A 24,849-nucleotide genomic window follows, 5' to 3' on the forward strand; every position below is an offset into this window, starting at 1 on the left:
CCGGGGGCGGATCAATCTTCACCCCAGACCCGCGGGAGTGCCCCGTCGCTGGCCGGCTTCAGATCGGAACAGTGGCCGGCTTCGCCTCGGGATGACGGCCGGCCTCAAATCGGAATCCCCGGCCGGCTTCGTCGAAATACGCACCTCTAGCGAAGGCGCTCCATCACCTTCGCGCCAAAAGCCTTTTTCGCCGCCTCGTTGGCGTGGTGGCTCCGTTCGCAATCAGCGCAACATTAGACCGTGATCCGCAGCGTCCCAACGGCTTTGGATGAGGGCGGGCCTTCCACGAGATTGCCGTCGGCATCTTCTCGCTCGCTGCCGTCTTCCTTGATTCGTGCGTCACAGCCGTTGCACTCAAAGCGCCAACCGAACTGCACCGCTAAGCTGACCGGCACATCGCCTTGCTCGGCAAACACGTCAGCCCACGGCGCGTGCCGACAGGTCACGCTTGAGAGGTCCCCGTCACTGAAGGTCTCAGCACCTCTTCGGCGGGCCGCAACGGCTGACCGCGCGAACACGACCCAGCCCGTGCCCTCGCATGTCTCTAGGACGGCGTAGCCGCGGATTGGCTTTTCCATTGTCGCGCCCATCAGACCCTCCCGAGCGAGAGGAGTGGGGAAGGCGTAACCGGGTCCCACTTTTCAGCGAGATTGCGGTTCCCACCGGAACTCGCACATTGAATTTGTGGGGTTGTTTCGCGCCGCTGGCGCTCCCAAGGGGAATCGAACCCCTGTTTTCGCCGTGAGAGGGCGACGTCCTAGACCGCTAGACGATGGGAGCTTCCGGGCAGGCGGGGCTTCCTATACCGACGGGATCGGTGGTCGGCAAGGGGCTTGGGCAGCTTGAACGAAACAGTTCCGATATCAGACATGCGGGAAGAGTCTGAACCGCAACGCTTGTCCTTAACGACCACGCCTGAGGCCGCCGTCGAGCGGCTCGATCGAGTGTTGGCGACCTCACTTTCGGGCCTATCGCGCTCGCGGCTGCAAGCGCTGGTGCGCGAGGGCAGGGTGCATTGCGACGGCATCGTCGTGCGAGACCCATCGCGAAAAGTCGGACCGGGGGTGCGTATCGAGGTCGTGGTGCCCGAGGCGGTGCCAGCCGAGCCGCTGCCGGAGGCGATGGAGCTCGTGATCGCATACGAAGACGACGATCTCATCGTCATCGACAAGCCGGCGGGGCTCGTGGTGCATCCCGGAGCGGGGCATGAGACCGGCACGTTGGTCAACGCTCTGGTCGCACATTGCGGGGCAAGCCTGTCTGGGATCGGCGGCGTGCGGCGACCGGGCATCGTGCATCGCCTCGACAAGGATACCAGCGGTTTGCTGGTCGTCGCAAAGAACGACCGGGCGCATCAGGGGCTCTCGGCGCAGTTCGCCGATCATGGCCGCAGCGGCGACCTGGAGCGGGCTTATCTGGCGTTGGTCTGGGGCATCCCGGAGCCGCGCGTTGGAACCATCGCAACGAAACTCGCCCGCAGCCAAAGAAACCGCGAAAAAATTGCGGTGGTGCGGGAAGGGCAGGGCCGGCACGCGGTCACGCATTACCGTGTCGAGACCGTGCCCCATCTGGAGGGCGTCGTAGCGCTAGTGCGCTGCGTACTAGAGACGGGGCGCACGCATCAAATTCGGGTGCATTTGAGCCATCGCGGCCATCCGCTGCTCGGCGACGACACTTACGGCAGCGCGATGAAGACTAAGGCGGCGAAGCTCGGGAAGGGAGCGCGAGCCGCGCTGGCAACTCTGGGGCGTCAGGCGCTGCACGCGACGCTGCTCGGCTTCCGGCATCCGCGGACCGGTGAGCGGCTTCGCTTCGAGAGCGAGCTGCCGCCGGACATGGCGGCGCTGCTGGCAGCACTCACGGAGAAACAGGGCTAACGGCCACGTTGCACGGGCGCACCGGTCAAGCCTTGCCTGAGCGATCGCGTGCGTTTCGGCACCGCGACGCATGGCCCCGGCGTGCGAACTTAAAACCTGAAGCCCGGTTGGCGCGTTGCAGTCGATCGCGTGATGAGCGCCGCTACCGGATATCCGTGCTCTCTAGTACAGATGGGGAGCGCACCGGCCGGCTCAAGAGAGCGGCCGCTCGTGAAGGGCCTGCCCGACAGGGGGGCTGATACAGGAGGTGTCCATGGCAGGCGCATTGCCCGTGCTCGCCAATGAAGGTGGCCTTTCGCGCTACCTCGACGAGATCCGCAAGTTCCCAATGCTGGAACCCGCGGAAGAATTCACCCTTGCCAAGCATTGGCGCGAGCAGGGCGACCGCGAGGCGGCGCATCGGCTCGTCACGTCCCACCTGCGCCTCGTGGCGAAGATCGCTATGGGCTATCGCGGCTACGGCCTGCCGATCAGCGAAGTCGTGTCCGAGGGCAATGTCGGCCTGATGCAGGCCGTCAAGCGCTTCGAACCGGAGAAGGGGTTTCGGCTGGCCACCTACGCGATGTGGTGGATCAAGGCGGCAATCCAGGAATACATCCTGCGCTCGTGGTCGCTCGTGAAAATGGGCACGACCGCGAACCAGAAGAAGCTGTTCTTCAACCTGCGCAAGGCGAAGGGCCGCATCTCGGCGCTGGACGAGGGCGACCTGCGCCCAGAGCACGTGACCACGATCGCCAAGAACCTCGGCGTGCCCGAGCAGGACGTGATCGACATGAACCGGCGCCTGTCCGGCGACACCTCGCTCAACGCGCCGCTGCGCGAGGAGGGCGAGGGCGAGTGGCAGGACTGGCTCGTCGACAACTCGCCGAGCCAGGAGACCGTGCTCGCGGCCGAACAGGAGGGCTCGAACCGGCTCTCGGCCCTGCGCGACGCGCTCACGGTGCTGAACCCGCGCGAGCGGCGGATCTTCGAGGCCCGCCGCCTCGCCGACGATCCGATCACGTTGGAGGATCTGTCAGGCGAGTTCGGCGTGTCGCGCGAGCGCGTGCGTCAGATCGAAGTCCGCGCCTTCGAGAAGGTGCAGGACGCGGTCAAGCGCAACATCGCAGTCCGTGAGGCGCCGCAGGCCGAGGCGCGGATCTAAACGGGCTCGATCGAACCCGGATCGACGCCGGAGAGCGAAGACTCTCCGGCGTTTCTTGTTGCCGCGGCGTCAGTGCAGGCAGAGCGAAACGAGGTCAGGCGACGAGCCTGTCAGCGCCACTGATTGAAGGCGTCCTGCAGGACACGGGCGCCGGCCGAGCCCTTCTCGAAGGATAGGATCGCGCGCGGACCGTCCTTGTACTTCACGGCCAGATCGATCCAGTTGCGGCGCGTCAGCATCTCGGTGTTGCGCTCGACATCTTGCGGCAGGTTCGAGAGGCCGATCAGGAAGAGATTGTCGCGCACACGGACCGGCAAGCCGGAAACCGGTGACCCGCGCCCGCCCTCCTCGTCCTTGAGCTGCAGCAGCCCGATTTCCTGCACGGCTCGCCGCTCACCCGGGCCATAGTTGGTGAAGGCGAGTTCGATCGTGTGGGAGGCCGGCAGCGTCGCGTCGAGGTTGCGCCGGATCGTCATCGCCAGCGTGAGGCCAGCTTCCGGATACTCGACATTGGCCCGAACAGCGCTTTGCAGTGGCTGGCCCTGCTCGCCATTCACGGCCTCCAGGCGCCAGAGGACGCGGCCCTGCGTGGCGGCGGGGGCTGCCTTGGGATCGGAGGCGTTCTCCTCATAGAGCACTGCGCGCTGTGCGACGGAGACGTCAGACCGCGGGCCGGACTCGGCGGGCGCGCTCTGTGCCTCACCATCAGGCTTCTCGCCTCCCACCCGATCTGAGAGCTTCGCGTCGGACTGGACCGGCGCCACGGCCTCACTGTCGCCGGCGCCTCGTGGAAGATCGGAGCGCTTGTCAGCCAGCATGATCGCGGCCACGGCGATCAATCCGATCACCACAGCAAGCACGCCGCCGACGACGAGGTTGCGCAACTGACGCGAGCGCCCCGCGCGCGGTGTCTTCACGTCGAGCCGGGGTCGCTGGCGGCCGTTGCCGCCGTCCGGCGGTGCCAGATCCTGAACCGGGGTGGGCGCCGCGGTCGTGTCCTGCGCCGGTTCGGTTGCCGCGGCCTCCTCTTCCTCAGGCTTCGGCCGGCGAGGTGGCGGCACGAAGGGCGTGAAAGCGGGAGGCGGCCCCGGCTCAGGGAGAGGTTCCTCGGCCGGCGCCTCGAGCTCCGCGGCTGGTTGGACGGCAACCGGCATGAAGGGTGCCGGCTTGGGCAGTGACTCGGGCGCTGGCGGCGTGGCGACGGACACCGGCGCCGCAGCAGGCCCGGCCTCGGCCGGAGGCGGAGCTACGGCCGCCTCTGGGGGAGGCGGCTCCGGCGGAGCCGGCGGCGCGGCATCCGACGTTGGGGGGGGCGCCTCGCCATAGTCGGATTCGAGCCGCGCGATCGCGGCATCCAGCGCCTTGCGCTCGACCTCGATCGCCTCGTCTGGCAGCGGCGGCTCCAGGGTACGGAGCTGGCCGATCAACGCACTGCGGGCACGGTCGTACACGGCCTTGCGCAGGGCCGGCGTGCGATCCGGCAAGGCATCGAGCGCCCGCGCCAGCAACGGATAATAGTCGGCCATCGTGCCCTGATCCGCCCGTTCCCGCCGCCTTGAACCTAGTCCTCGAAGGGGTTGTGCATCAGGATGGTGTCGTCGCGCTCGGGCGAGGTAGAGAGCAGGGCCACGGGCGCCCCGATCAGCTCCTCGATCCGCCGCACGTACTTGACCGCCTGTGCCGGCAGGTCCGCCCAGGAGCGGGCGCCGCCCGTGGTTCCATCCCAGCCCTTGAAGGTCTCGTAGACCGGCACCGCGCGCTGCTGCGCGCCCTGGCTCGCCGGGAGATGGTCGAGGCGCTGACCGTCGAGGTCGTAGCCGGTGCAGATCCGGATCTCCTCGAATCCATCGAGCACGTCGAGCTTGGTGAGAGCAATGCCGTCGATGCCGGAGGTGCGCACCGTCTGGCGCACCAGGCAGGCGTCGAACCAGCCGCAGCGGCGCTTGCGGCCCGTAACGGTGCCGAATTCGTGCCCGCGCTCGCCGATGCGCTGGCCGATCTCGTCGTGCAATTCGGTGGGGAAGGGACCTTCGCCGACGCGCGTGGTGTACGCCTTGGCGATACCCAGCACGTAGCCGACGGCCCCTGGGCCGAGGCCCGAACCGGTGGCGGCCTGGCCCGCGACAGTGTTGGACGAGGTCACGAACGGGTAGGTACCGTGATCGACGTCGAGCAGCGCCCCCTGCGCGCCCTCGAACAGGATCCGCTTCCCGCCCCGACGCGCCTCGTCGAGCAGGCGCCAGACCGTATCCTGGTAGGGCAACACCTTGTCGGCGATGCCGGTGAGCTCGTCGTGGATGGCAGCTTCCGCGATCTCGGGCAGGCCGAAGCCGCGGCGGAGCGCATTGTGGTGGGCGAGCAGGCGCTCGATCTTCGCGCCGAGCGCGTCGGGCTCGGACAGGTCCATCAGGCGGATGGCGCGCCGACCCACCTTGTCCTCGTAGGCCGGTCCGATGCCGCGCTTCGTCGTGCCGATCTTGGTGCCGGGCGCGCCGTCCTCGCGCAGCGCATCGAGCTCGCGGTGAAGAGAGAGGATCAGCGTGGCGTTGTCGGCGATGCGCAGGTTCTCCCGCGAGACCTGGACGCCCTGGCCGGTAATGCGTTCGATCTCGGAGACCAGCGCGTAGGGGTCGAGCACGACCCCGTTGCCGATCACCCCGAGCGTGTTCGGACGGACGACACCCGAGGGCAGCAGGGAGAGCTTGTAGACGTTGTTGCCGACGACCAGGGTGTGGCCGGCATTATGGCCACCCTGGAAGCGCACCACGATGTCGGCCTGCTCGGAGAGCCAGTCGACGATCTTTCCCTTGCCCTCGTCACCCCACTGGGCGCCGACCACGACGACGTTGGCCATACCGGTCTCGACTTGTTTCCCGTGACCGCGCAGCCCGGCCGAAGTGCTCGACCGTCTCGCCACGCGCGAAAACCCCGGCGTTGGAGCCGGGGCGAGGATAGGGCGCGTCTTCGGCGATCAGAAGGAGCAGGTCAAGCAATGCGCGCGGTGCCCACACGCATTCGCGGGACAGACGAGACCTACTTCGCCTCAGCTGGCGGCTTGATGACCGGCATCGCGCTGCCGGAATCGCCCGGTGGGATCGTCCTGATCTCGGGATCGACTCCGCCCGGCGGCTTGATGACACCGTCCGATTTTTCCAGCTTGTCGCTGAGCGTGGGGCCCCCGCCCGACCCGTCGGTCTCCGGCCGGATCTTTTCCGGCACCTGCTGGTTCGGCGGCGGCAGCTTCGGATCGCTGTCCTGACCCCTTTGCGGAACCGACGGATCTTGTGCGAGCGCCGCCGTCGCGATGAGCGTCGCGGCAAGCGCCGCGGTCAGTGGCTTCAGCATGGTGGCTCCCCGGGATGGCGTTCGCAGTTGGCAGGAGAACGGATGGCGCGAAGTCTCCGTTCCAGGGAGGTCACACATCGCCGTGGGGCTTGCGGGCAACACCACCCTGATGTGATCGGAGCCGCCCGCATTCCCCGCGCGCGACGACGTGCCTGCAGGAGGGTTCTCGCGGGCCCTGCCCCCAATCGCCACTGCGTCATGAGGGAGGATCAGCACCACGCAGATGCTCAGAGAGCCGGTCGCGGAGCCAAGACCTGAGACGGGGCAGGGCCACCCGACGACTGAATTGTGTAGCGGATGCGGAAGATCACCTTAGGAAAGCGCGCCGATCGGTTCATCGCTCAATAGCCGCTTCATGAGGCACGGCCCCCATTCCGAACCTGCTCGGATGTCCTTCAACACGGCGAAGGCGCCTGCGTCGAATAGGCAGGTGCATGACGGAACGATGGGCGACGGTCATCGGCCTTCATCGGGAAGAGTGCGGTGCGTTCGATCGGTCATTTCGACCGAAGCGATGCGATGGCCAATCCGGAGATTGTAGCCGAGGTCATGTCACGACGAGGCTCACGCCCTGTCCCCATTGATCGAGCCGAATCTAGACCTCGAACATTTCGAACGATTTCAAAAATCACCAAATACAACGCACATCATTATCAACGAAATATTCATCTGATATACTTGCCGCACGAGCCCAAATAATGCCCTCTTACTTACCACAGTATATCTGAACAGTTGGGGATGATGATTCGAACATCGCCAACCCGGCGCTTAGGGCAAGGCAGAGCACGGGCGTTAACCCTGTCTCGCAATCTCGCTTTCCTTTTGCACTGAAGCGTGGCAGCCTTCTACCAGCAGCCTCAGCTGCGCAATTGGCTGCGTTCAGGGCGGCCAGCCCCGGTGTTACGAGCACCGTGGCCGGCCTGACCAAAGCCGCTCATCACTCGGAGATGACCGACCATGGCTAGGCATCAGCTTAGCGGCCCGCGCCGGCGCGCGGAAGCCCCAACCCACTTCCCGCACATCCCCGCACGTCCGACGACGTGCGCCCGTCCCGTCGAGGAAGACCACGGCCGCGGCTAGCCGCGCGCCGCTCGGCATCCGTCGTCTTCCTTCATCTCAACGGGATCGATCAGGCTCGGCCCTATGGCCGGCGCGCGACTGCGCATGCCCCAGTTCGATCCCGTCCCACGGGACGCACATCATCATGGATCTCATCCGCAAGGCCATCGCCGGCATCGTGCCGGTCAAGGAACTCTCCTGTCTCCACGTCGAGGGTCTGCCGCCGAGCGTGCGCATCATCAAGGCGCGCACCTCGACGCTCCTCCTCGTGGTCACGCCGGTCGAGCATACCGGCGTCGTCCTCAACGCCTTCAGCGGCGATGAATCGCTGGTCTACGGGCTCGCCAATCACGGCCTGATCAGCGAGATCGGCCTGATCCAGCGCGGAGTGCGCTTCGGTGCCACCAACCGGCACCTGAGCCACCGCATGCGCCGGCACCTCGCCAACCCGCCCGTCAAGGCCGCCCGGACCCTGTTCGTGGTGGCCGGGCGCACCGCCGATGTTCTCACCGCGGAACTCGCCTTCGCCCTCGAATCCGAGCTCGCCCGGTTGACCCCGCTCGCTGGAGCCTACCGCATCATCGGCAGCTACAGCTTCCCGACCCTGTCGGCCCCGACCCAGCTCGTCCTCGACCACTGGGTCGAGGAGCTACGCCTCATGCTCATCGACGCGGGCGTGCCGGTTCTGGAGCAGGCGGCGCCGGACTCCGAGCCCGGCAAGCCGGCGCAACCGGAAGAGGCATCGGACCACGGCCTGCGCTCCGGCTTCAGCCTGAGCGTTCCGTCCGACCTGACCGCGCGACCGGATGTTCAGCGCTGGCAGCTCTCCGCCGGCGAAGTGCAGGCGACCGCGATCTGCTGCCCGGGCTGGACCGTGCTCCAGCCCGGGGCCACGGCCCGCGCGGTCGCGGTGCGCTCCAACCAGCCCTGCCTGACGCGCAAGCGCCAGGTCCTCCATGCCCAGGGCATCCTCCAGCGGCGGGACCGGCACGGGCGCGTGCTCGAATTGCTGCGCCCGCTGCGCGTCCCGTCGTTGGTGAACGCCGCCCGGCTCCTGTTCGGCAACAATTCCGACGGACGGGAATGGCGACGGGTCTCCTAGCGCCCCGGATCGGGCGGTCCGTGCCGGCCCGATCCCACGCCTGACCGCGTCACCTCTTTCCATCTTCCTTTTCTTTTCATGGCGACGCGGCGCCCTGCGCCGCGCTCGCCGGAGCTCATCCCATGCTCATGCGCAATCCTCTGCTCTCGACACCGCCTCGTCCACCCGGGCAGCCCATCGCTACGTGCCCTCCGGTCGCGCTCCCCATCCGGTTCGACGCCTGCCTTCGCGCGAATCCGGTCGTCGAGCAGGCTGGTCCCGATCCGGTGACCGAATCCCTCGCGCGGGCGCTCGGGCTGTCCGTGACCGGGGTCGCCTGCCGCTGCGTCCGGCTGGATGACGGCACGGGTCTGACGCTCGTCGTGGCCGAAGGCTCAGCCTGGAAGCGTGAGGCGAAGGCGCGGCTCCTCACCCTCAAGCGCGCCGCCGCCGCCCTCGGCCGCCGCATCCTGCTCCTGCCCGACAGGGCCTGCGATCGGATCGGGGGCCAAGCCACAGCGGCAGCCCTCGGCGTCGGTGCAGGCCTCGGCTCCCGTCCCTACGTTCAGCCTCAACCCCGAACCGCCTGCCTCCCGAGCGGCCGGCGGGCTACGGCCGCGGGGTACCACGCTGGGGGAGGGCGCCTCTCGGCTCCCGCTCCGGGCGTTGCCGGAGCGGCGGGTCGGGCCTCGGCGAGCGTGTCGGAGGAAGGCCGATGATGGCTTCCGTTCCCGCATCGCCCCGCCCTTCGTCGGCGCTGCGCATTCAGGTCGTCAGCGATCTGCACGTCGATGTCGTCGAGACCGGTCGATTCTCCCTGGCTCCGGGTGCCGATCTCGTCGTAGTGGCGGGCGATACCTGCGCCGGGGCCGTCGAAGCCTTGACCTACCTGCGCCACCGCATTCCCGCGGCGGTGCCGCTCGTTGCGGTACTCGGCAATCACGAGTTCTACGGCAGGCTCCTCGTCGACGAGATCGCCCGTGCTCGGGCCGCGGCTGAGCAGCTCGGGGTCACTCTCCTGGAGAACGACGTCGCCGTCATCGGCGGCGTACGCTTTCTTGGCGCAACGCTCTGGACGGACTACGCGCTGCACGGCTGCAGGCACCGTCAGGTCGTGATGGCCGCAGCCTTGCGCGGCATGAACGACCATCACTGCATTGCCGCCGCCCATGATCCGACCTGGCGCGGGTTCCTGCCCACCGATGCGGCCGCGTTGCACGCCGCCTCGCGCGCCTTCATCGCCCGGACGCTGGCGACGCCGTTTCCAGGTCCGAGCGTGGTGGTGACCCATCACGGTCCCCATCCCAGTTGCATCGCCCCGCGCTACGGCCGTGACCCGCTCAGCGCGAGCTTTGCCTCCGACCTCACCGAGCTGATCGTGTCGGCCAGGCCCGATCTCTGGATCAGCGGCCACACGCATCACCCGGTCGATGAGAGGATCGGGGCGACCCGCCTCGTCTCCAACCCGCACGGCTACGGGAACGAATGCGCGGGGGAATTCGACCCCGCCCTGGTGATCGAGCTGGCCTGCAACAATCCGGAGGACCGTGCATGAGCAAGCCGGTGACGTCCCCGCCTTCGGCCTCGGAGAAGGCCTGCGCCGAGGGCAGGGCGAGCGATGCCGCGATCCCGATCCCCGGGTCGCCCCCCGACACGGCCGCGTCTTCCGAGGATGGGCTGGACCAACAGCAAACCCTCGACGAGGCCTTCGGCTTCGACCCTCTCGACGTCAGCTCTCCCGTGCCGGTCGATCACCGGCCACACAGCATGACACCAGCGCAGCTCGATCCCGAGTCCAACGGTCCCGAGCGTAGGACGGGTTGGCGCGGCATTCGACAGGCCGACGGCCTCGTCGACCCGCCGCGGCTCCTCGCCGAACTCGCCCTTGAGGCCGTGCTCCCGGCGCGATTGGCCCGAGGGCTGCGCGCGGGACACGCCCTCGTCGTAGTCGTGCTCGTCCCGAGCGCCGGCTGGGTCGCGCCGGTCGAGGCGGCTTTCCGAACCGTGGGCCAGGGCCGCGCCCGCATCGTGACGCGCGCCACGCGTCCCCGCGGCACGGTCGAGATCGAACGCGACGCCGAGGCGGCGGACCGGATCGCCGCTGCGGGACCGCTCGTGGCGATCACGCCCGACCTGGGCTTCCTCGCGCCGATCCTCGTCTGCGCCGCCGATCACACGCTGACCGTGCCGCCGCTCGACGCCCGTCTCGTGCGCCGTGCGGTCGGGCTGTGGTGCGGCCGGCGCTCACGCAAGGCGGTGGCGGCGCAGGATCTCTCCGGTCTCGACCTGCTCGACATCGCCGCGGCCCTGCGTGCCGGGGCGACGCCGTCCGCCTGCCTCGCGCGCATCCGCCGCGCGAGCCGCGCTCGCGTCGGCATTCCCACGACGACCGACATCCCGTCACTCGACCAGCTCACGGGCTACGGCGAGGCGCTCGACTGGTCCCGACGCACCGTCGCCGATATCGCACGGGTCAGGGCCGGCACCCTATCGCCTCAGTCGCTGGAGTCGATCGTGTGGTTCGGCCCGCCCGGCACCGGCAAGACCACCTTGGCGCGTGCAACCGCCGCCGCCGCCGGCGTCACCTGCGTCGAGACCAGCGTCGCGTCGTGGTTCGTCGAGAGCAACGGCTATCTCGATCAGGTCCTGCGGCAGGTCACGGCCTTCACCGAACGGCTCGAACTCGCGGCCAAGCGCGACGGTACGGCGCTTGGGTATCTCGATGAATTGGACGCCCTGCCGAGCCGTGCGCGGCTCGACGACCGCAACGCCTCCTACTGGCAATCCCTGGTTGTCCATGTCCTCACATGCACGGAAAGGCTGCGCCGTCTCGGGGTGGTGCTGATTGCGGCCACGAACTTCGTCGGCCGCCTCGACCCTGCCCTGCTTCGTCCCGGACGATTCGACCGCCAGATGCTGATCGGGCCGCCCGACGAGGCCGGCCGGCTCGGCATCTTGCGCCATCATCTCGGCCAGGATCTTCGGGAGATCGACCTCGCGCCCGCCGCCCGCCTCTCGGGTGGCCGCACCGGCGCCGATCTGGCCGGAAGCGTCCGCGGTGCCCGAGCCCGCGCCCGCGCCGCCGGACGGGCCATCCTCCTCGACGATGTTCTCGCCGAGATCGCGCCGGCCGAAACCCGCTGTGAGGCCGAACTGCGCGCCGTCGCCCTGCACGAGGCCGGCCATGCCTTGGCTGCGTTTCGGCTCGGCCTGCGCGTCGCGGAGGTCTCCATCATCTCCGGCGCCAACTACGGCGGTCGCACGATCATCGCGTTCGAGCAGACACTGCCCGATAGGGCGGGACTGGAACGGCGCGTCGTCGGGCTGCTGGCGGGACGCGCCGCCGATACCGTGCTCGGATGCGGGGCGACGGCGGGCGCGGCGGGCGATCTGCGGGAGGCCACACGGCAGGTCGCGGCGCTCCACGCGAGCTTCGGCCTCGGCGATACCCTTCGCGCCGTGGTCGATGCCGAGCAGGCCGCCGCGCTGCTGCGAGAGGACACCGCGCTCGCCGAACGGGTCGAGGCCGACCTGCGTCGGCTGCAGGGTGTGGCCGAGAGCATGGTGCGCGCGGATCGCGGCGCGATCCGCGCCCTCGTCGACTCGCTCCTCGCAAAGCGCACCCTGAATGGCGACGAGGTGGGCGAGATCCTCGACAGGTATCGGCCGAGGATCCGGGTGCGGGCGAGCCGCAGCCGCCCCGGCCAGTCTGCCGTCGCACCATCGCGATCCACCGGCTCGCACGCCTGATCCGACATCGCGCCGCCCCGTCTCCGCGCACGGGGCAACCCCGTCCACTTCCCCCGATCCGGCCTCGAAGGCCAATCCCAACCGCAAGGTCGCCCACCCCCATGACATCGTCCGGCCTCGAACTCATCCTCACCACCGACGAGGCGGCCCGCCTCGACAGCGCACTCAAGGCATATGATCACCTCAGCGGCGGCGATCCGCCCGACCCGAGGGCGCTCGCCGCCGCGCCGCTCTTGCGCGACTGGCAATGCGCCCTGGTGCCAACGATGGTGCCTGTGCTGGCCGGGGAGGTCCGCAACCATCCGGCCCTGCCGGGGACGCGACGCGTGGCGACATCGCGCCTGCTACTTCTCGATGCCGGGGCGGGCTGGGCTCGCACCCTGAGCCGGCTCTACCGCCTCGGCCCGGCGGCACGATGAGCCGGGCCACGCCAGCGCCAAGCGCAACTGTCCCCGCTGCGGCCGACCCACTGCATAGATCGCCGAGCCAACGGCGGGTCCCTCCCGTCGTCCCACCTCCCCGCATTCGGAGTGCACCGTGAAGCGCAACGTCGTCGTGGTCGATCTGGAAACCGTCCCCGATCTCGCAGCCGTCGCCCGGGTGCACGACCTCGATCCATCGGATCCGGACGCGGCGTGGGCTAAGCTCGGCAAGGGCTTCCCAAAATTGATCTACCACCAGATCGTGGTCATCGGATCGCTCGTGGCCGAGTACGACGAGGACGCCTGGCGGGTTCAGGCGCTCGATGCGCCCCATAGCGGCGATGTCGGAGAGGCGGAGCTCATTGCCGCGTTTTCCGCCAGGCTCGAACGGCTGCGCCCGCAACTCGTCAGTTACGCCGGGCACGGATTCGACTTGCCGGTCCTGCGCTACAGGTCCCTCGTGAACGGGCTCAGCACCCCGGGCCTCAGCGTTCGGCCATACCACCGCCGCTACGACGAGGCCGCCCTCGACCTGTGCGATCAGCTCGGCAATTTCGAGGCTCGCTCCAAGGTCACCCTCGACACGATGTGTCGAGCGCTCGGCCTGCCGGGAAAGACGGCCGGATTGCACGGCGGATGCGTCGCCGACCTTGTCGGCGCCGGTCGCCTCGACGACGTCGCGGCCTATTGCATGGACGATGTGGTCGCGACCTTCCGCCTCTTCCTCGCCTACGAGAGATGCCGCGGCCATCTCGATCTCGCTGGGCACGCCCGCAGCGAGGCGAACCTCGCCGGCTTCCTCGCCACACGAATGCGCGACGCGGGGGCAGCAGAGGGATCGTAGCCGTCCGGCACCGCGGTCGTTTGCTCGGCGTGAGGGCCCGTTGTGACGGAAGGGCACCCCTATCCGGCACCGACGCAACGGTGGCGATCATTGCTCCGGTGCGGCCCGAACAGGGACAGCCTCCCGGGGAAGGGAGGATTGGCGAGGTCAGGTTCGGCCTCGCCGGTCGCCCCTCCCTGTAGAGGGATGATGGAGCAGTCTCGGCCGGATTCCGCACTTGCGGGCCGCCCGCGACGAGGGGGTCCGCAACGGAATCATCCGGCTGAAGAACACTCGTCGCGCGTCGTCTGGCTGAGGGAGGCGTTTTCGATGATCCGCAAGGTTCGACCGGTCGCGAGGCGCTGCCCCCGTTCAATGGACGGTCATCGGCTTCTTTAGGGCGCGCTGCTCCCTGATCGGGATGGATCCCGCCTCTTGGCCGTCTGCGTCACCGCGTCGGCTTGCTCCTCCAGGGCATAGCCCTGGCCCTTGATCAGCACGAACCCCTTCGCCCGGGGGTGAACCAGGATGGTCCTCAAATTTTCCGAGGCGTCCTGTCCGGGCAGCGTGAAGCGTGCCGCGAGAGCAGTTAGGAGTGCACGGTGCGCCATCGGCGCGCCGTGCTCTTCAATCAGCGCAGCCGCCTCTCTCCGCACCCCCGCCGCGTCGAGATGCGGGCGCGGTTGAGACCCGGGCGCGGCATCCTCGCCCCGGCGTGTCGCCGGAGCGGGCGAGGCGTCTCGCTCGGGGCCTGGCACAGCCTCCGGCTTGGGATGAAGGCTCGGGACCGCCTTGTTGTCGCCTCGCGACGTCGGCGACCGGCCCGGCCTTGCCTCAAGCGCGTCGACCCGGGCCGCGAGCCTCTCGATCTCTCTTCGCAAACCGGTCAGCGTCGTCGTGACCCATGCCGTGTCGTCCGGTCCAGCGCGGGACGGCTGCCCCGCGTGATAGGCGCTCACCACGGCCTCGATGGCCTCGACGATGATGTCGTTGACGGCACATTGGCGGTCAACGGCGATCACCTTCAGCGCCGTGACGAGGCGCCGATCGACGATCAGCGTTGTCCGAAGCCGCCCGTCGGCGCGGCCAGACCCCATCCCTCTTGCACCGGCCTTGTTCGCCTTGCGTGCCACGTCGCCGTCGCCTCGATCCCCGCGCCCCGCCGCTAAGCGAGAAGGCTCGCGGCCATCATAGCCACACCGCTGAAGCCGGTGGAAGCCGCCGGCGCTTGAGGCAAGCCGTGGCGCGCATGGTCGCGCAAGGGCATGCAAGGTCGAACTTGTGGGCTTGTTGAATTCATGGAACGCTCAAATGCGAAAACGTTGGATTCGCTCTCTTTCCAACGCGTGCAAGGACGTGCCATGGCAAATCGCAACCCGAAGGAAGTCTGTCCCGGCGGCTTTGAAGCCCTTGCGAAATTCCTTGCCAAGGAGCGTGACCGTGCGAAGAAGGCGCTGCTGACAGGTTTCGCGCAATGCTTCAAGGCACGGGACGGCATCGAGAAGGCCAACTTCTGTCCCGCGACGCTCGCCGGGATCGCCGCCGACATGGTCGAGGCCATGGATGACGCCGATTACCTTGCCCGTATGCGCGAGAGGGGCGAAGCGATCCTCGCAGGCATCGTGCTTCCCGAGCGCGAAGCGCGCGTCGGGACGCTGCAGGTCATCAGCATCGGCGAGCCCGACGCCGTGCTACGGGACCTGTTGAGCCAGAGCGGCTTTCGCCGCCATGCCGGCACGGACGTGGCGCTGGAGATCTATGTCGGCGCGGGATCGCTCGCGACCTGGAAGAAACTCCAGAGCCACAGGGTCACCGTCGCAGCGATCACCCTCCCAGGCGGCCTCTCCCTCGAGCCGATCAGTGCCGGGAACGGACAGGCCATGCCGACGCCGATCCTCGACGCCCGGCTGACCACCGGCGGCACCGCCTCCGACAACTTCGATGGGGCAGGGGAGCCGACGTCGCAGGATCCGTCGGACAAGGGCGACGCCATGCCGGCTGAAACGGCGTTTCGTCCTTACCGGATGGCGCAGGTTTCCGCACCGGACGAGCGGGACTGGGCCCTCCATCGGGCAAAGCCCGCCCAGTATGAGGCGTTGATGGACAGCGTGGTCGCGCAGGAAGGACCGATCAACCTCGACGCCGCCGTCGAATCCGTGCGCCGCTCCCTTGGGCTCGGCTCGATCCACGAGAACAGCCGCGCCAAGCTCAAGGCGGCCGTCACGAAGCTCGCCGCCGACGGCCGCGTGCTGGTCCTCGATGGCGATTTCTTCCACAAGCCCGGTCTGCCAATCCTGCCGCGGGATCGGACCGGTTGTCCCGCACGCATCCGCACGCTCGCGGCTGTGTCCGAGGCTGAGATCACCGCGGCCCTTCTGGAGGTGCTCGGCGCCGACGAACGCGGCGATGACGATGCCGTGCTGATGGCGGCGGCGCGGCGGCTCGGCTACGTGCTCAAGTCTCCCAACACCAATAGGGCGCTCGCCGAGCGCCTGAGTGCCGCAACCACGGCTTTGATCGAGGCGTCAAGCGTGACCCGCGATGATCGGGGCCGCCTGATCCTCGTTCCGAACCCTTCGGACATGCAGCCGGAGGAGGATCGATCCCCGGCAGCCGACGCATCGTCGGAGGAGCCACCCACCGACCTCACCGGTGACGTGATCAGCTTCCCGGGGCTGAACAAGGGCGGCTAGCCGAAGCGCCAGCCGATACCGGCGCCGCTCAGGCTCGGCCGCACCCACTCGTCCGTTCCGCTTTTCCAGACCTCCGCCGTCAGGGCCGAGCAACCAGCCGCCCATCGCCGCCGGCCGGCTGCCGCGCGTCCGACTCGGAGTAACGTAGGGCTCGACCATCATGGCTACTCGTACCAACGCACTGTCGCAGGAGTGCCGCGCGCGTCAATCCGAGACGGAAGAAGCCTATGCCAAGCGAGCCCGGGAGCTGCTGAAGCGTTGCGCCGCCGAGATTGCTCAGCCGGAGCAGAGACAGGCCGTGAGCTGGAGCGAGTTCGTCGCCTGGCTTCTGGCACTCAGGCCGAGCGTCGTTGCCAACAGCTGGCAGCAATATAAGAGCGCCTCCTGCTTCCTGCTCGAACGCGACATCGACCGCTGGACCGCCGCCCTCGCCGGGTCGCGTGATCCGGGCGAAATGCAGAAGCTCGCCTCAAAGTTGGACAAGAGGCAGTCGGCCCTTCGGCGATTGCAAGCGGCCGGAACCCAAGGCTGTCTGCCTACGTCCCAAAAAACCTCGTCGTGCAAGGCCAAGCGTTTCAGCGAATCGGATCTCCGCGACATCGTCGCCGAGGCCAAGCGGATCAGAAGCCGTTACGCGGGCGACCTCGCCGATTGTCTCATCGCTGCCAAACGATGCGGGCTGCGTCCGACGGAGTGGGCCGGCACGCGGCTGATCACCGGTGGCGACCCCGCCGTTCTGGTGCTGCGCGTCCCCAATGCCAAGTTCGATAATCTGCGTTCGCACGGCCCAACCCGAACGCTGACCTTCGACAGCCTGCCGGTGTCGGAGCGGCAGGCGATCGAGCGCTGGGTCGCGCGCATCACGCGGAACGCGGCTGAGGCGCCACGTTTGATCAAGGCTCTCAGTGATCGCCTCTACGGCATCACGCGCACGCTCTGGCCGCGGCGAAAGAAACAGATCGCGCTGTATAGCGCACGCCACGAATTCTCCGCGCTGGCCAAGCTGCGTTACTCACCCGCGGAGGTAGCGGCCTTGATGGGACACGCCAGTGATGTCACGGCAACCGATCATTATGGCCGATATCGATCAGGTACTTTGCCGCCGGAGGTCGAGGCGCTGCGCGACCGCCTGCCGAAGCCCGATCCCGGCGAGACCCTGCGGGTGAGGCGCAAGCTTTCGGCGAAACTCGACCGCTTGCCCGGCCTGCGCGAAGGGCCGGCAGCTGCGCATTCAGGCTTCTAACTGGACGGCCGATGTCGGGGACCCAGCCAACCCCACGGCTGCTCTGACAAGGCTCGGTCGGGCGGATGCCACTGCTTTGCCTACGGCTTCGTGTCGGATGTGTCGCCGGTCCTGTCGTCTCACCGTCACCGCGAGTGGCCGGCTGATGGGCCTGGCGCTTCCTTACCTCAGACGCCCGGGTCAAATCGCAGCCGGCCCTCCCTGGCCCGGGCGATGGGACCGCCCTTCGGCGTTGTTCGAGCCCTATGGCTGGCAGCCTGTGGAGGCCGTGCGACGCGGTCCAACTTGGTGGCGCGCCGGAGCAGGGACCGTCGCCTCATGCGTCAGCGCCATCCGCGTTCGTTGCCGCTCCGAAAGCATGGATCGTGGCGCGACGTGGCCGCACTGGGGTCCGAGGGGCAGGTATTTCGACCCGTACGCTTAGAGAGCTTCGAGCCTGCGGCGGGCGGTGCTATGCTGGCGCCATGCCCCGTTGGCTCGCCATCATCCTCGCTATCCCGCCGCTGCTCCTCCTCCTGGTGACGGCGCTCTCCGCGGACGACCTGCCGAGCCTCGTCGTGGCAAAGCTCATGGAAGGCGGATTGTGGACGGGGCTCGCTGCCTTCCTCGTGATGGCGGTCGTGCTGCCCTTCATCCGCAAGCCGGACGCTCAGTCCCGTGCCTCGGCGAAGGTGAAGTAGAGTTCGCGCAGGCGCCGCGCGACTGGACCGGGACGGCCGTCGCCGAGCACCTTGCCGTCGACCGAGACCACCGGCATCACGAAGGCCGAGGCACTGGTGTAGAAGGCCTCGGCCGCGTCGTGCAGTTCCTCCACCGAGAACAGCCGCTCCTCCAGTTTCAGGTCGAACTCGGCGGCCAGCGCGATCACCGCGCGCCGCGTGATGCCCGGCAGCAGCGCGTTCGAGAGCGGACGCGTGATGATGGTGCCCTCCTTCGTGACGATGAAGGCGGTGGAGGACGAGCCCTCGGTGATCGACCCGTCCTCGACCATGAAGGCCTCCGCCGCGCCGGCCTCCGCCGCCTGCTGCTTGGCGAGCACCTGGGCGAGGAGCGCCACCGACTTGATGTCGCGCCGCTGCCAGCGGATGTCCGGCACCGTGATCACCTTCGCCCCGGTCTCGGCAAGGGGGTTGTCGGTAATGGTTTTCGCCTGGGTGAAAGCCACGACGGTTGTGGGGGTGTCTTTCGGGAAGGTGAAGTCGCGCTCCGCGACGCCGCGGGTGACCTGGAGGTAGACGAGGCCTTCCGTCACGCCGTTGCGCGAGACCAGTTCGGTCTCGATCCGCACCCATTCCTCGACCGGATGAGGGTTGGCGATGCCGATCTCCGACAGCGAGCGCTCCAGCCGCGCCAGATGTCCGGCATTGTCGACGAGGCGCCCGCCGAGCACCGCGGCGACCTCGTAGATGCCGTCCGCGAACAGGAAGCCGCGGTCCATCACCGAAACGCTGGCCTGTTCCAGGGGCAGGTACTCGCCGTTCACGTAAGCAATGCGCGTCATGTGGTCCCGCCTCGCTCCTGCCCCGTCCAAAGCACAAACCGTGCGACGCTTACCCCTCACCGCGCGACAAAGCCGGAACCGGCCAGCGTCAGCGGTCGCAGGTCACCGATGTTGCCGTGGCCGGCTTCATCACACTCGCAGTGATCGAGAGGCTCATGCCTCCCCGAACACCCTGCGGAAGATCGTGTCGACATGCTTCAGGTGGTAGCCGAGGTCGAAGCATTCCTCGATCTGCTCAGGCTTCAGCACGGCAGTCACCTCCGGATCCGCCTTGAGCAGGGTCAGGAAATCTCCCTCGCCGCGCCAGACCGGCATCGCGTTGCGCTGAACGAGGCGATAGGCGTCCTCGCGTGACACGCCCCCTTGCGTCAGCGCCAGCAGCACGCGCTGCGAGTGGACCAGGCCGCCGAGCCGATCCAGGTTCTTCTGCATGGTCTCCGGATAAACCAGCAGCCTGTCGATCACGCCGGTGAGGCGGGCCAGCGCGAAATCGAGCGTCACCGTGGCGTCGGGGCCGATCATGCGTTCGACCGAGGAATGCGAGATGTCGCGCTCGTGCCAGAGCGCCACGTTCTCCAACGCCGGGGTGACGTAGCCGCGCACCATGCGGGCCAGCCCAGTGATGTTCTCGGTCAGCACCGGGTTGCGCTTGTGCGGCATGGCCGAAGAGCCCTTCTGACCCTCGGAAAAGAACTCCTCGGCCTCCAGCACCTCGGTGCGCTGCAGGTGACGCACCTCGATGGCCAGCCGCTCCATGGAGGAGGCGACGACGCCAAGCACCGCGAAGAACATGGCGTGGCGGTCGCGTGGAATGACCTGCGTCGAGACCGGCTCAGGCTGAAGGCCCATCTTCTCCGCGACGTATTCCTCCACCCGCGGGTCGATGTTGGCGAAGGTGCCGACCGCGCCCGAGATGGCGCAGGTGGCGATCTCCTTACGCGCCGCGACCAGGCGCTCGCGGTTGCGCGTGAATTCGGCATAGGCCTGGGCGAGCTTGAGGCCGAAGGTCACCGGCTCGGCATGGATGCCGTGCGAGCGGCCGATGGTCGGGGTCATCTTGTGCTCGAAGGCACGCTTCTTCAACGCGGCGAGCAGCTTGTCGAGATCGGCGATCAGGATGTCTGCAGCCCTGGCGAGCTGCACGTTGAGGCAGGTATCGAGCACGTCCGACGAGGTCATGCCCTGATGGACGAAGCGCGCCTCTGGCCCGACGATCTCGGCGAGATGCGTCAGGAAGGCGATGACGTCGTGCTTCGTCACCGCCTCGATCTCATCGATGCGAGCGACGTCGAAGACTGCGTCGCGGCCCTTCTCCCAGACCTTGTCGGCTGCCTCTCTTGGGACGACGCCGATCTCGGCGAGCGCCGAGGTGGCATGGGCCTCGATCTCGAACCAGATCCGGAACCGGCTCTCCGGCGACCAGATCGCGGCCATCTCGGGGCGGGAGTAACGGGGGATCATGGGCTGTCTCACGCGAGAAGGATGTCGCGCGGCGGTATAAGCGCAGCCTCTTCGGCGCGCTATGGCCGATCACCGGAAGCGCCCGTGCACCAGAATCGCATCTGGCGCGGCAGACCTCTCAGAACACCGGCATGGCGCCGGCCACGGTGACGAGAGCTCCCGACGTATAGCTGCTCTCGTCGGAGGCGAGGGTCACGTAAGTCGAGGCGAGCTCGGCCGGCTGGCCAGGGCGGCCGAACGGAACTTGAGAGCCGAAGCTTTTCACCGATTCTTCGCTCATCCCGGCAGGGATGAACGGCGTCCAGATCGGGCCAGGCAGAACGCCATTCACGCGGATGCCCTTCTCAGCGAGCAGCTGCGACAGGCTCAGCACCATGTTGCTCAGGGCACCCTTGGTGGCGCTGTAGGCGAGCAGAGTCGGTATTGGGTGCTTGGAATTCACCGAGGAGGTGAAGATCACGGAGGCGCCGGGCCTCAGGTGGGCAAGCGCCGCCTTGGTCACGTAGAATGGACCGAACACATTCGTGCGGAAGTGTTTTTCGAACAGTGCGTCCTCGATCGCGTCGAGCCCCTGGTTCGGCTGCTGGAAGGCTCCGTTGTTCACGAGCACATCGAGTCGGCCGAACTCGGACGCGGTGCGGGCCACGATCTCGCGGCCATAGGCCGGATCCATCAGGTCGCCCGGCAACAGCAATGCGCGCCGACCGGCCCTCGCGATCCATTCGCCGACGGCCTCGGCATCCGCCTGCTCATCGGGCAGATACGAGAGCGCGATGTCGGCACCCTCGCGCGCATAGGCAATGGCCACGGCGCGGCCAATCCCGCTGTCGCCGCCGGTGATCAGCGCGGCCTTGCCGGCGAGCCGGCCCGAGCCCTGATAGCTCTCCTCGCCGTGATCCGGTTCGGGCGCCATCCGCCCCGTCTTACCGGGAAAACCCTGCGGCTGGGCTTCGAAGGGCGGACGGGGATATTTGCTCAGCGGGTCGGTTGTCACGGAATCGCTCCCTGAAATGCGACCGGAGAACCGGACGCATCACGGGCTGTTCCCGATCGTTTCGAGTGAGAAACGTCGCTCCGGCTCGACAATCGGCGCCGCAATCCGTCACGGCTTGAGTCAGAGCCGCCCGCCTGCCCATATCACCGGCACCGCCGCGCCGCTTTCGCGAGAGTTCTCATGAACGACACTGCCCTCGAACGTCCTTTCATCCCACTCGCCATCGCCGTGCTCACGATCTCCGACACGCGCACGGTCGAGGACGATCGCTCCGGCGACACCCTGGTCGGGCGTCTAGAGGCGGCTGGCCACAGGCTCGCTGCGCGGGCGATCGTGCCCGACGAGGTTCCGGCCATCCGTGCCAAGGTCGACGCGTGGTCCCGCGATCCGGACATCGACGTGATCCTCACCACCGGTGGCACCGGCTTCACCGGGCGAGACGTCACGCCGGAGGCGATCGAGCCGCTCTTCGAAAAGCGGATGGATGGGTTCTCCGCCGTCTTTCACCGCATCTCCTACGACAAGATTGGTACCTCGACCCTGCAGTCGCGAGCCACCGCCGGGGTCGTGCGCGCAACCTACGTCTTCGTGCTGCCGGGCTCGCCTGGTGCCTGCAAGGATGCCTGGGACGGCATCCTCGACGCGCAACTCGACTACCGCCACCGACCGTGCAACTTCGTCGAAATCCTGCCGCGGCTCGACGAGCACCTCCGTCGCGGCGCAACGATCAGCGCCTGAGGAAGGCGACCCTTCACATTGTCATTTTTAAGCAAACCAAGAGTTTACGGCAGTATCCTGCTATAACGCTTTAGCGATATTCGACCTGCTCTTACCATGTGTCACGCGCAATCGCTGAGTTGCGGCCCGAATTTGTGGGACTAAAAGAACCGTGTCGCGCGAAGACGATTCCTATACTTATCGAGAATAACGGCGGAGCCCATTGAACGAGTTTGATTCAGCGGGCCCCCTCGACGGCTCTGTTACCAGCGGTAGACGAAACCGCCCTTGACCCCATGCACCTGTGTGCGGTCTGCGCCGACCTGTCCCGTATAGTTCACGGACAGCGTCGTAGTGCGGCTCACCTGCCAGTCTAGACCCGCCTCCGCGACCAGAGCATCGCGCGCCACCGGTACGCCCGCCGTCAGGAACGACGGGCCAGCCGCTCCGAAGGTGAACAGGGTCGACGGCACCACATCGCCATAGGCGCGCCGGTAGCCGATGAGCCCACGAACGAAGATCGGCGCTGAGGTGTCGAACACGGCGCTGAGCTGAGCCTGTGCCTGCAGACCGATTGTCGACGTCGCCACATCGTAGTCGCGGCTCGCGCTCGTCAGGGCGGCGACGCCGCCCCGCTCGGTGAAGCCATCGCGGCTCACGCGGATCGCTGCACCACCAACAAACGGCTCGACGTAAGCCGCAGTCGAACCGATGCGGTAGCCGACCTCGCCGAAGGCTTGAGCCAGCGAGCCGCCGTAGCGAGCGCTCTCTGTCTCTGAGAAGCCCGGGAAGACCACCGTACGACTGGTCGTCAGGCTCGAGCCTGCATAGGAGCCGCCGAGGCGCATCTGCACCGGGCCGAAGCTACCGCCAGCATAGAGCGCACCGAAGCCGTTCTCGGCCGTTCCCCGTGACTGGCGCGCCGTCACATCGAGCGTGGTGAAGGTGTAGCCACCAGCCACACCCACGCGCCAGTTGTTGTCGATGCGCGTGTCGGCGCCGAGCACGAAGCCGGACGTTTGCTGATCGAGCCGCGCGGCATTGCCGTCACCGCCGATCGAGCCGAACGAGCCGAAGCCCTGCCCCCAGACCGCGACCGGGTTCGGGTCGATGAGCTGCGTGGTGACCGGCGCGGGCGCTGCCGAGCGGCTGGGCAGGTCGGCGGTGTATAGGGCCGGCAGCGTCGTACCCGGCGCGAAGCGCTGACCAATGCCGTCCGCACTGAATCCGGTGAAGCTCGGAAGCTCGCCGAAGCGCAGACGATCGAGGATTGCCTCGCGCACCAGTTCACCCGACGTGAACTGTGCGGACACCGCGCTCGAATGGATCTCGCCCGACAGCGCATCGAAGGCTTTACGCGCTTGTGGCGCCGAGAGCACCGCGATCCCGTCATAGAGCCGCGTGCCGACGCCCAGTGCCTCGGCGGCAATGGCGACATTACGCTGATTGCGGGTGATCGCGGCCGTCCCGAACTGCTGCTCGTTGCGGGAGAGTGTCAGGTAGGCGTCGTTGGCATCGTAGGCCAGCGAGGGGGTCAGGAACGCGAAGTTCGCGTTGACGCCAGCGAACTGGCCGCTGACGCCGCCAGCAGCCGAGAGGATGGTGTAGCGGGTGCTCGGGGCATAATCGCCCGTACCCGCGATGACCTGCACGGTGCCGCCCTGCAGCGTTGCCGTGCCGGAGGCGGCGATGCGGTCGGACTGACCGGCTGCGGCGGCATCGACCCGGTAGGTCGACTGGCTCGCAAACAGGACGTTGCCCGCAACGTTCAGCGTGCCGAGGTTGCCGACCGCCGAGCTGGCGCCGGGCGCAACGGTTGCACCGGCTTGAACGGTGAGCCCACCGAGGGTGCCCGTACCGCCAACGATGGCACCGCGTGCCACGATGACCGGCGAGGCGGTGAGGCTGCCGTTGACGACAAGCCCACCCGTCGCGACCGTGGTCGGTCCCGAGAGCGTACCCGTTCCGGTGTAGGTCAGCGTGCCCGCGCCCTGTTTGGTGAAGCTGCCGGTGCCGTTGACCGCGCTGCCGAGGGTGGCGTCACCGGCCTGGTTGATCACCAGCACCGCGTTGTTCGTGACCGCTCCCGAGCCGAGTCCGGTCGCCGTGGCGACGATCGTACCTGCGTTGATCGTGGTGCCGCCGGAATAGGTGTTGGTGCCGGTCAGGGTGAGGTTGCCGGTGCCGGTCTTGGTGAGCGAGGTGGCTGCTGCGCCGTCGGCGATGGCGCCGGCGTAAGAGGTAGAGGTGTTGTCGCCACCCGTGCTCAGCGCGCCGTTGCGGATCACCGCCGTTATGCCGGTGCCCGAGAGCGAGCCGACCGTGAAGGCCGTGCCGCCGAGATCGAGCAGGCCGTTATTGGCGAAGGCCGTCACTCTGGTCAGGGCACCCGTCAAGGTGATGCTGGCGCCAGCCGCATTCGAGACCGCGCCGTTGATCTGTCCGGAGGCCTGGACGCTGCCGGTATTGGCCAAGCCGCCGTTGAGGGCACCGGAGGTGACAAGCGTCCCAGCATTGACGAACGGACCAGTCACCGTCGTCCAGGTGCCGGTGTTCGTCACGCTGCCGCCAGCATCGTTGCGGCCGTCGCCCTGCCACTGGCCGGCATTGCTCACGCTGCCGGTGTTGGCGGTAAGGGTGCCTGTCCAAACGCCCGTCGCGCGATTGGCAATGGTACCGGATGCGGTGTTGGTCACGTCAGCGGTGTAGGCGCCGTCGTTGAGCACGCTTCCGCTATTA

Annotated in this window: 21 protein-coding genes and 1 tRNA gene; 12 read left to right on the forward strand and 10 right to left on the reverse strand. The window is 67.7% G+C overall.

Annotated features, from left to right (window positions below; translation table 11 throughout):
• Window positions 1–233: 233 nt before the first annotated feature.
• Complete coding sequence (locus MGN01_RS21240) at window positions 234–590, reverse strand: hypothetical protein (RefSeq protein WP_147048815.1); 357 nt, start codon at window positions 588–590, stop codon at window positions 234–236.
• 114 nt (window positions 591–704) lie between these two features.
• Window positions 705–780 (reverse strand) — tRNA-Glu (locus MGN01_RS21245).
• Between the two features lie 89 nt (window positions 781–869).
• On the opposite strand from MGN01_RS21245, the gene MGN01_RS21250 reads away from it, so the two are divergent.
• Both MGN01_RS21250 and rpoH read left to right on the forward strand, forming a co-directional pair.
• On the forward strand, window positions 870–1,877 hold the full coding sequence (locus MGN01_RS21250; RefSeq protein WP_147048816.1) for an RluA family pseudouridine synthase: 1,008 nt from the start codon (window positions 870–872) through the stop codon (window positions 1,875–1,877).
• 253 nt (window positions 1,878–2,130) lie between these two features.
• A complete protein-coding gene (gene rpoH / locus MGN01_RS21255) occupies window positions 2,131–3,021 on the forward strand; it encodes an RNA polymerase sigma factor RpoH (protein ID WP_147048817.1) in 891 nt (296 codons plus the stop codon).
• Between the two features lie 110 nt (window positions 3,022–3,131).
• Here rpoH and MGN01_RS21260 read toward each other — a convergent pair whose 3' ends face one another.
• The 3 genes from MGN01_RS21260 to MGN01_RS21270 form a co-directional block, all read right to left on the reverse strand.
• On the reverse strand, window positions 3,132–4,547 hold the full coding sequence (locus MGN01_RS21260; protein WP_147048818.1) for a histidine kinase: 1,416 nt from the start codon (window positions 4,545–4,547) through the stop codon (window positions 3,132–3,134).
• Window positions 4,548–4,582: 35 nt separating this feature from the next.
• Window positions 4,583–5,875 (reverse strand): adenylosuccinate synthase, encoded by a 1,293-nt coding sequence (locus tag MGN01_RS21265; protein WP_147048819.1) that lies wholly within the window; start codon window positions 5,873–5,875, stop codon window positions 4,583–4,585.
• 179 nt (window positions 5,876–6,054) lie between these two features.
• Window positions 6,055–6,366 (reverse strand): hypothetical protein, encoded by a 312-nt coding sequence (locus MGN01_RS21270; RefSeq protein WP_147048820.1) that lies wholly within the window; start codon window positions 6,364–6,366, stop codon window positions 6,055–6,057.
• Between the two features lie 1,204 nt (window positions 6,367–7,570).
• On the opposite strand from MGN01_RS21270, the gene MGN01_RS21275 reads away from it, so the two are divergent.
• The 6 genes from MGN01_RS21275 (at window position 7,571) to MGN01_RS21300 (ending at window position 13,522) form a co-directional block, all read left to right on the forward strand.
• Window positions 7,571–8,527, forward strand: coding sequence for a hypothetical protein (locus MGN01_RS21275; protein ID WP_147048821.1), 957 nt, complete (start codon window positions 7,571–7,573; stop codon window positions 8,525–8,527).
• A 122-nt stretch (window positions 8,528–8,649) separates the two neighbouring features.
• Window positions 8,650–9,225 (forward strand): hypothetical protein, encoded by a 576-nt coding sequence (locus tag MGN01_RS21280; protein WP_147048822.1) that lies wholly within the window; start codon window positions 8,650–8,652, stop codon window positions 9,223–9,225.
• Entirely contained in the window at window positions 9,222–10,061 is an 840-nt protein-coding gene (locus MGN01_RS21285; RefSeq protein ID WP_238258447.1) for a metallophosphoesterase family protein, read from the forward strand. Before MGN01_RS21280 ends, MGN01_RS21285 begins: the two co-directional genes overlap by 4 nt.
• Window positions 10,058–12,256: an AAA family ATPase gene (locus tag MGN01_RS21290; protein ID WP_147048823.1), complete on the forward strand. Its 2,199-nt coding sequence runs from the start codon at window positions 10,058–10,060 to the stop codon at window positions 12,254–12,256. The genes MGN01_RS21285 and MGN01_RS21290 overlap by 4 nt, the downstream gene beginning before the upstream one ends.
• 101 nt (window positions 12,257–12,357) lie before the next feature.
• Window positions 12,358–12,675, forward strand: coding sequence for a DUF6634 family protein (locus MGN01_RS21295; protein WP_147048824.1), 318 nt, complete (start codon window positions 12,358–12,360; stop codon window positions 12,673–12,675).
• A 118-nt stretch (window positions 12,676–12,793) separates the two neighbouring features.
• Complete coding sequence (locus MGN01_RS21300) at window positions 12,794–13,522, forward strand: 3'-5' exonuclease (RefSeq protein ID WP_170246096.1); 729 nt, start codon at window positions 12,794–12,796, stop codon at window positions 13,520–13,522.
• Window positions 13,523–13,896: 374 nt separating this feature from the next.
• On the opposite strand, the gene MGN01_RS21305 is transcribed toward MGN01_RS21300, so the two are convergent.
• Window positions 13,897–14,634, reverse strand: a complete 738-nt coding sequence (locus MGN01_RS21305; protein ID WP_147048826.1) for a hypothetical protein — start codon at window positions 14,632–14,634, stop codon at window positions 13,897–13,899.
• A 228-nt stretch (window positions 14,635–14,862) separates the two neighbouring features.
• Here MGN01_RS21305 and MGN01_RS21310 point away from each other — a divergent pair, with 228 nt between their 5' ends.
• The 3 genes from MGN01_RS21310 (at window position 14,863) to MGN01_RS21320 (ending at window position 18,117) form a co-directional block, all read left to right on the forward strand.
• Window positions 14,863–16,194 carry a hypothetical protein gene (locus tag MGN01_RS21310; protein ID WP_147048827.1) on the forward strand — a complete coding sequence of 444 codons (1,332 nt, stop codon included), beginning with the start codon at window positions 14,863–14,865 and terminating at the stop codon, window positions 16,192–16,194.
• Between the two features lie 454 nt (window positions 16,195–16,648).
• Window positions 16,649–17,437, forward strand: a complete 789-nt coding sequence (locus MGN01_RS21315; protein WP_147048828.1) for a site-specific integrase — start codon at window positions 16,649–16,651, stop codon at window positions 17,435–17,437.
• A 464-nt stretch (window positions 17,438–17,901) separates the two neighbouring features.
• Entirely contained in the window at window positions 17,902–18,117 is a 216-nt protein-coding gene (locus tag MGN01_RS21320; RefSeq protein ID WP_147048829.1) for a hypothetical protein, read from the forward strand.
• Here MGN01_RS21320 and MGN01_RS21325 read toward each other — a convergent pair.
• From MGN01_RS21325 to MGN01_RS21335, 3 genes are all read right to left on the reverse strand, one after another.
• Window positions 18,087–18,938: a D-amino-acid transaminase gene (locus MGN01_RS21325; RefSeq protein WP_147048830.1), complete on the reverse strand. Its 852-nt coding sequence runs from the start codon at window positions 18,936–18,938 to the stop codon at window positions 18,087–18,089. The two genes, MGN01_RS21320 and MGN01_RS21325, sit on opposite strands and share 31 nt — an antisense overlap.
• Window positions 18,939–19,091: 153 nt before the next feature.
• Window positions 19,092–20,399 carry an adenylosuccinate lyase gene (purB, locus tag MGN01_RS21330; protein ID WP_147048831.1) on the reverse strand — a complete coding sequence of 436 codons (1,308 nt, stop codon included), beginning with the start codon at window positions 20,397–20,399 and terminating at the stop codon, window positions 19,092–19,094.
• Window positions 20,400–20,517: 118 nt separating this feature from the next.
• Entirely contained in the window at window positions 20,518–21,393 is an 876-nt protein-coding gene (locus tag MGN01_RS21335) for an SDR family oxidoreductase (RefSeq protein WP_147048832.1), read from the reverse strand.
• 180 nt (window positions 21,394–21,573) lie between these two features.
• Between MGN01_RS21335 and moaB the strand changes: the two genes are divergently transcribed.
• Complete coding sequence (moaB, locus tag MGN01_RS21340; protein WP_147048833.1) at window positions 21,574–22,131, forward strand: molybdenum cofactor biosynthesis protein B; 558 nt, start codon at window positions 21,574–21,576, stop codon at window positions 22,129–22,131.
• Between the two features lie 242 nt (window positions 22,132–22,373).
• Here the strand turns inward: moaB and MGN01_RS21345 are convergent.
• Window positions 22,374–24,849: autotransporter outer membrane beta-barrel domain-containing protein (locus tag MGN01_RS21345; RefSeq protein WP_147048834.1), on the reverse strand; the 2,476-nt coding region annotated here is incomplete at its 5' end.

Source organism: Methylobacterium gnaphalii, from assembly GCF_007992215.1.
Classification (GTDB): domain Bacteria; phylum Pseudomonadota; class Alphaproteobacteria; order Rhizobiales; family Beijerinckiaceae; genus Methylobacterium; species Methylobacterium gnaphalii.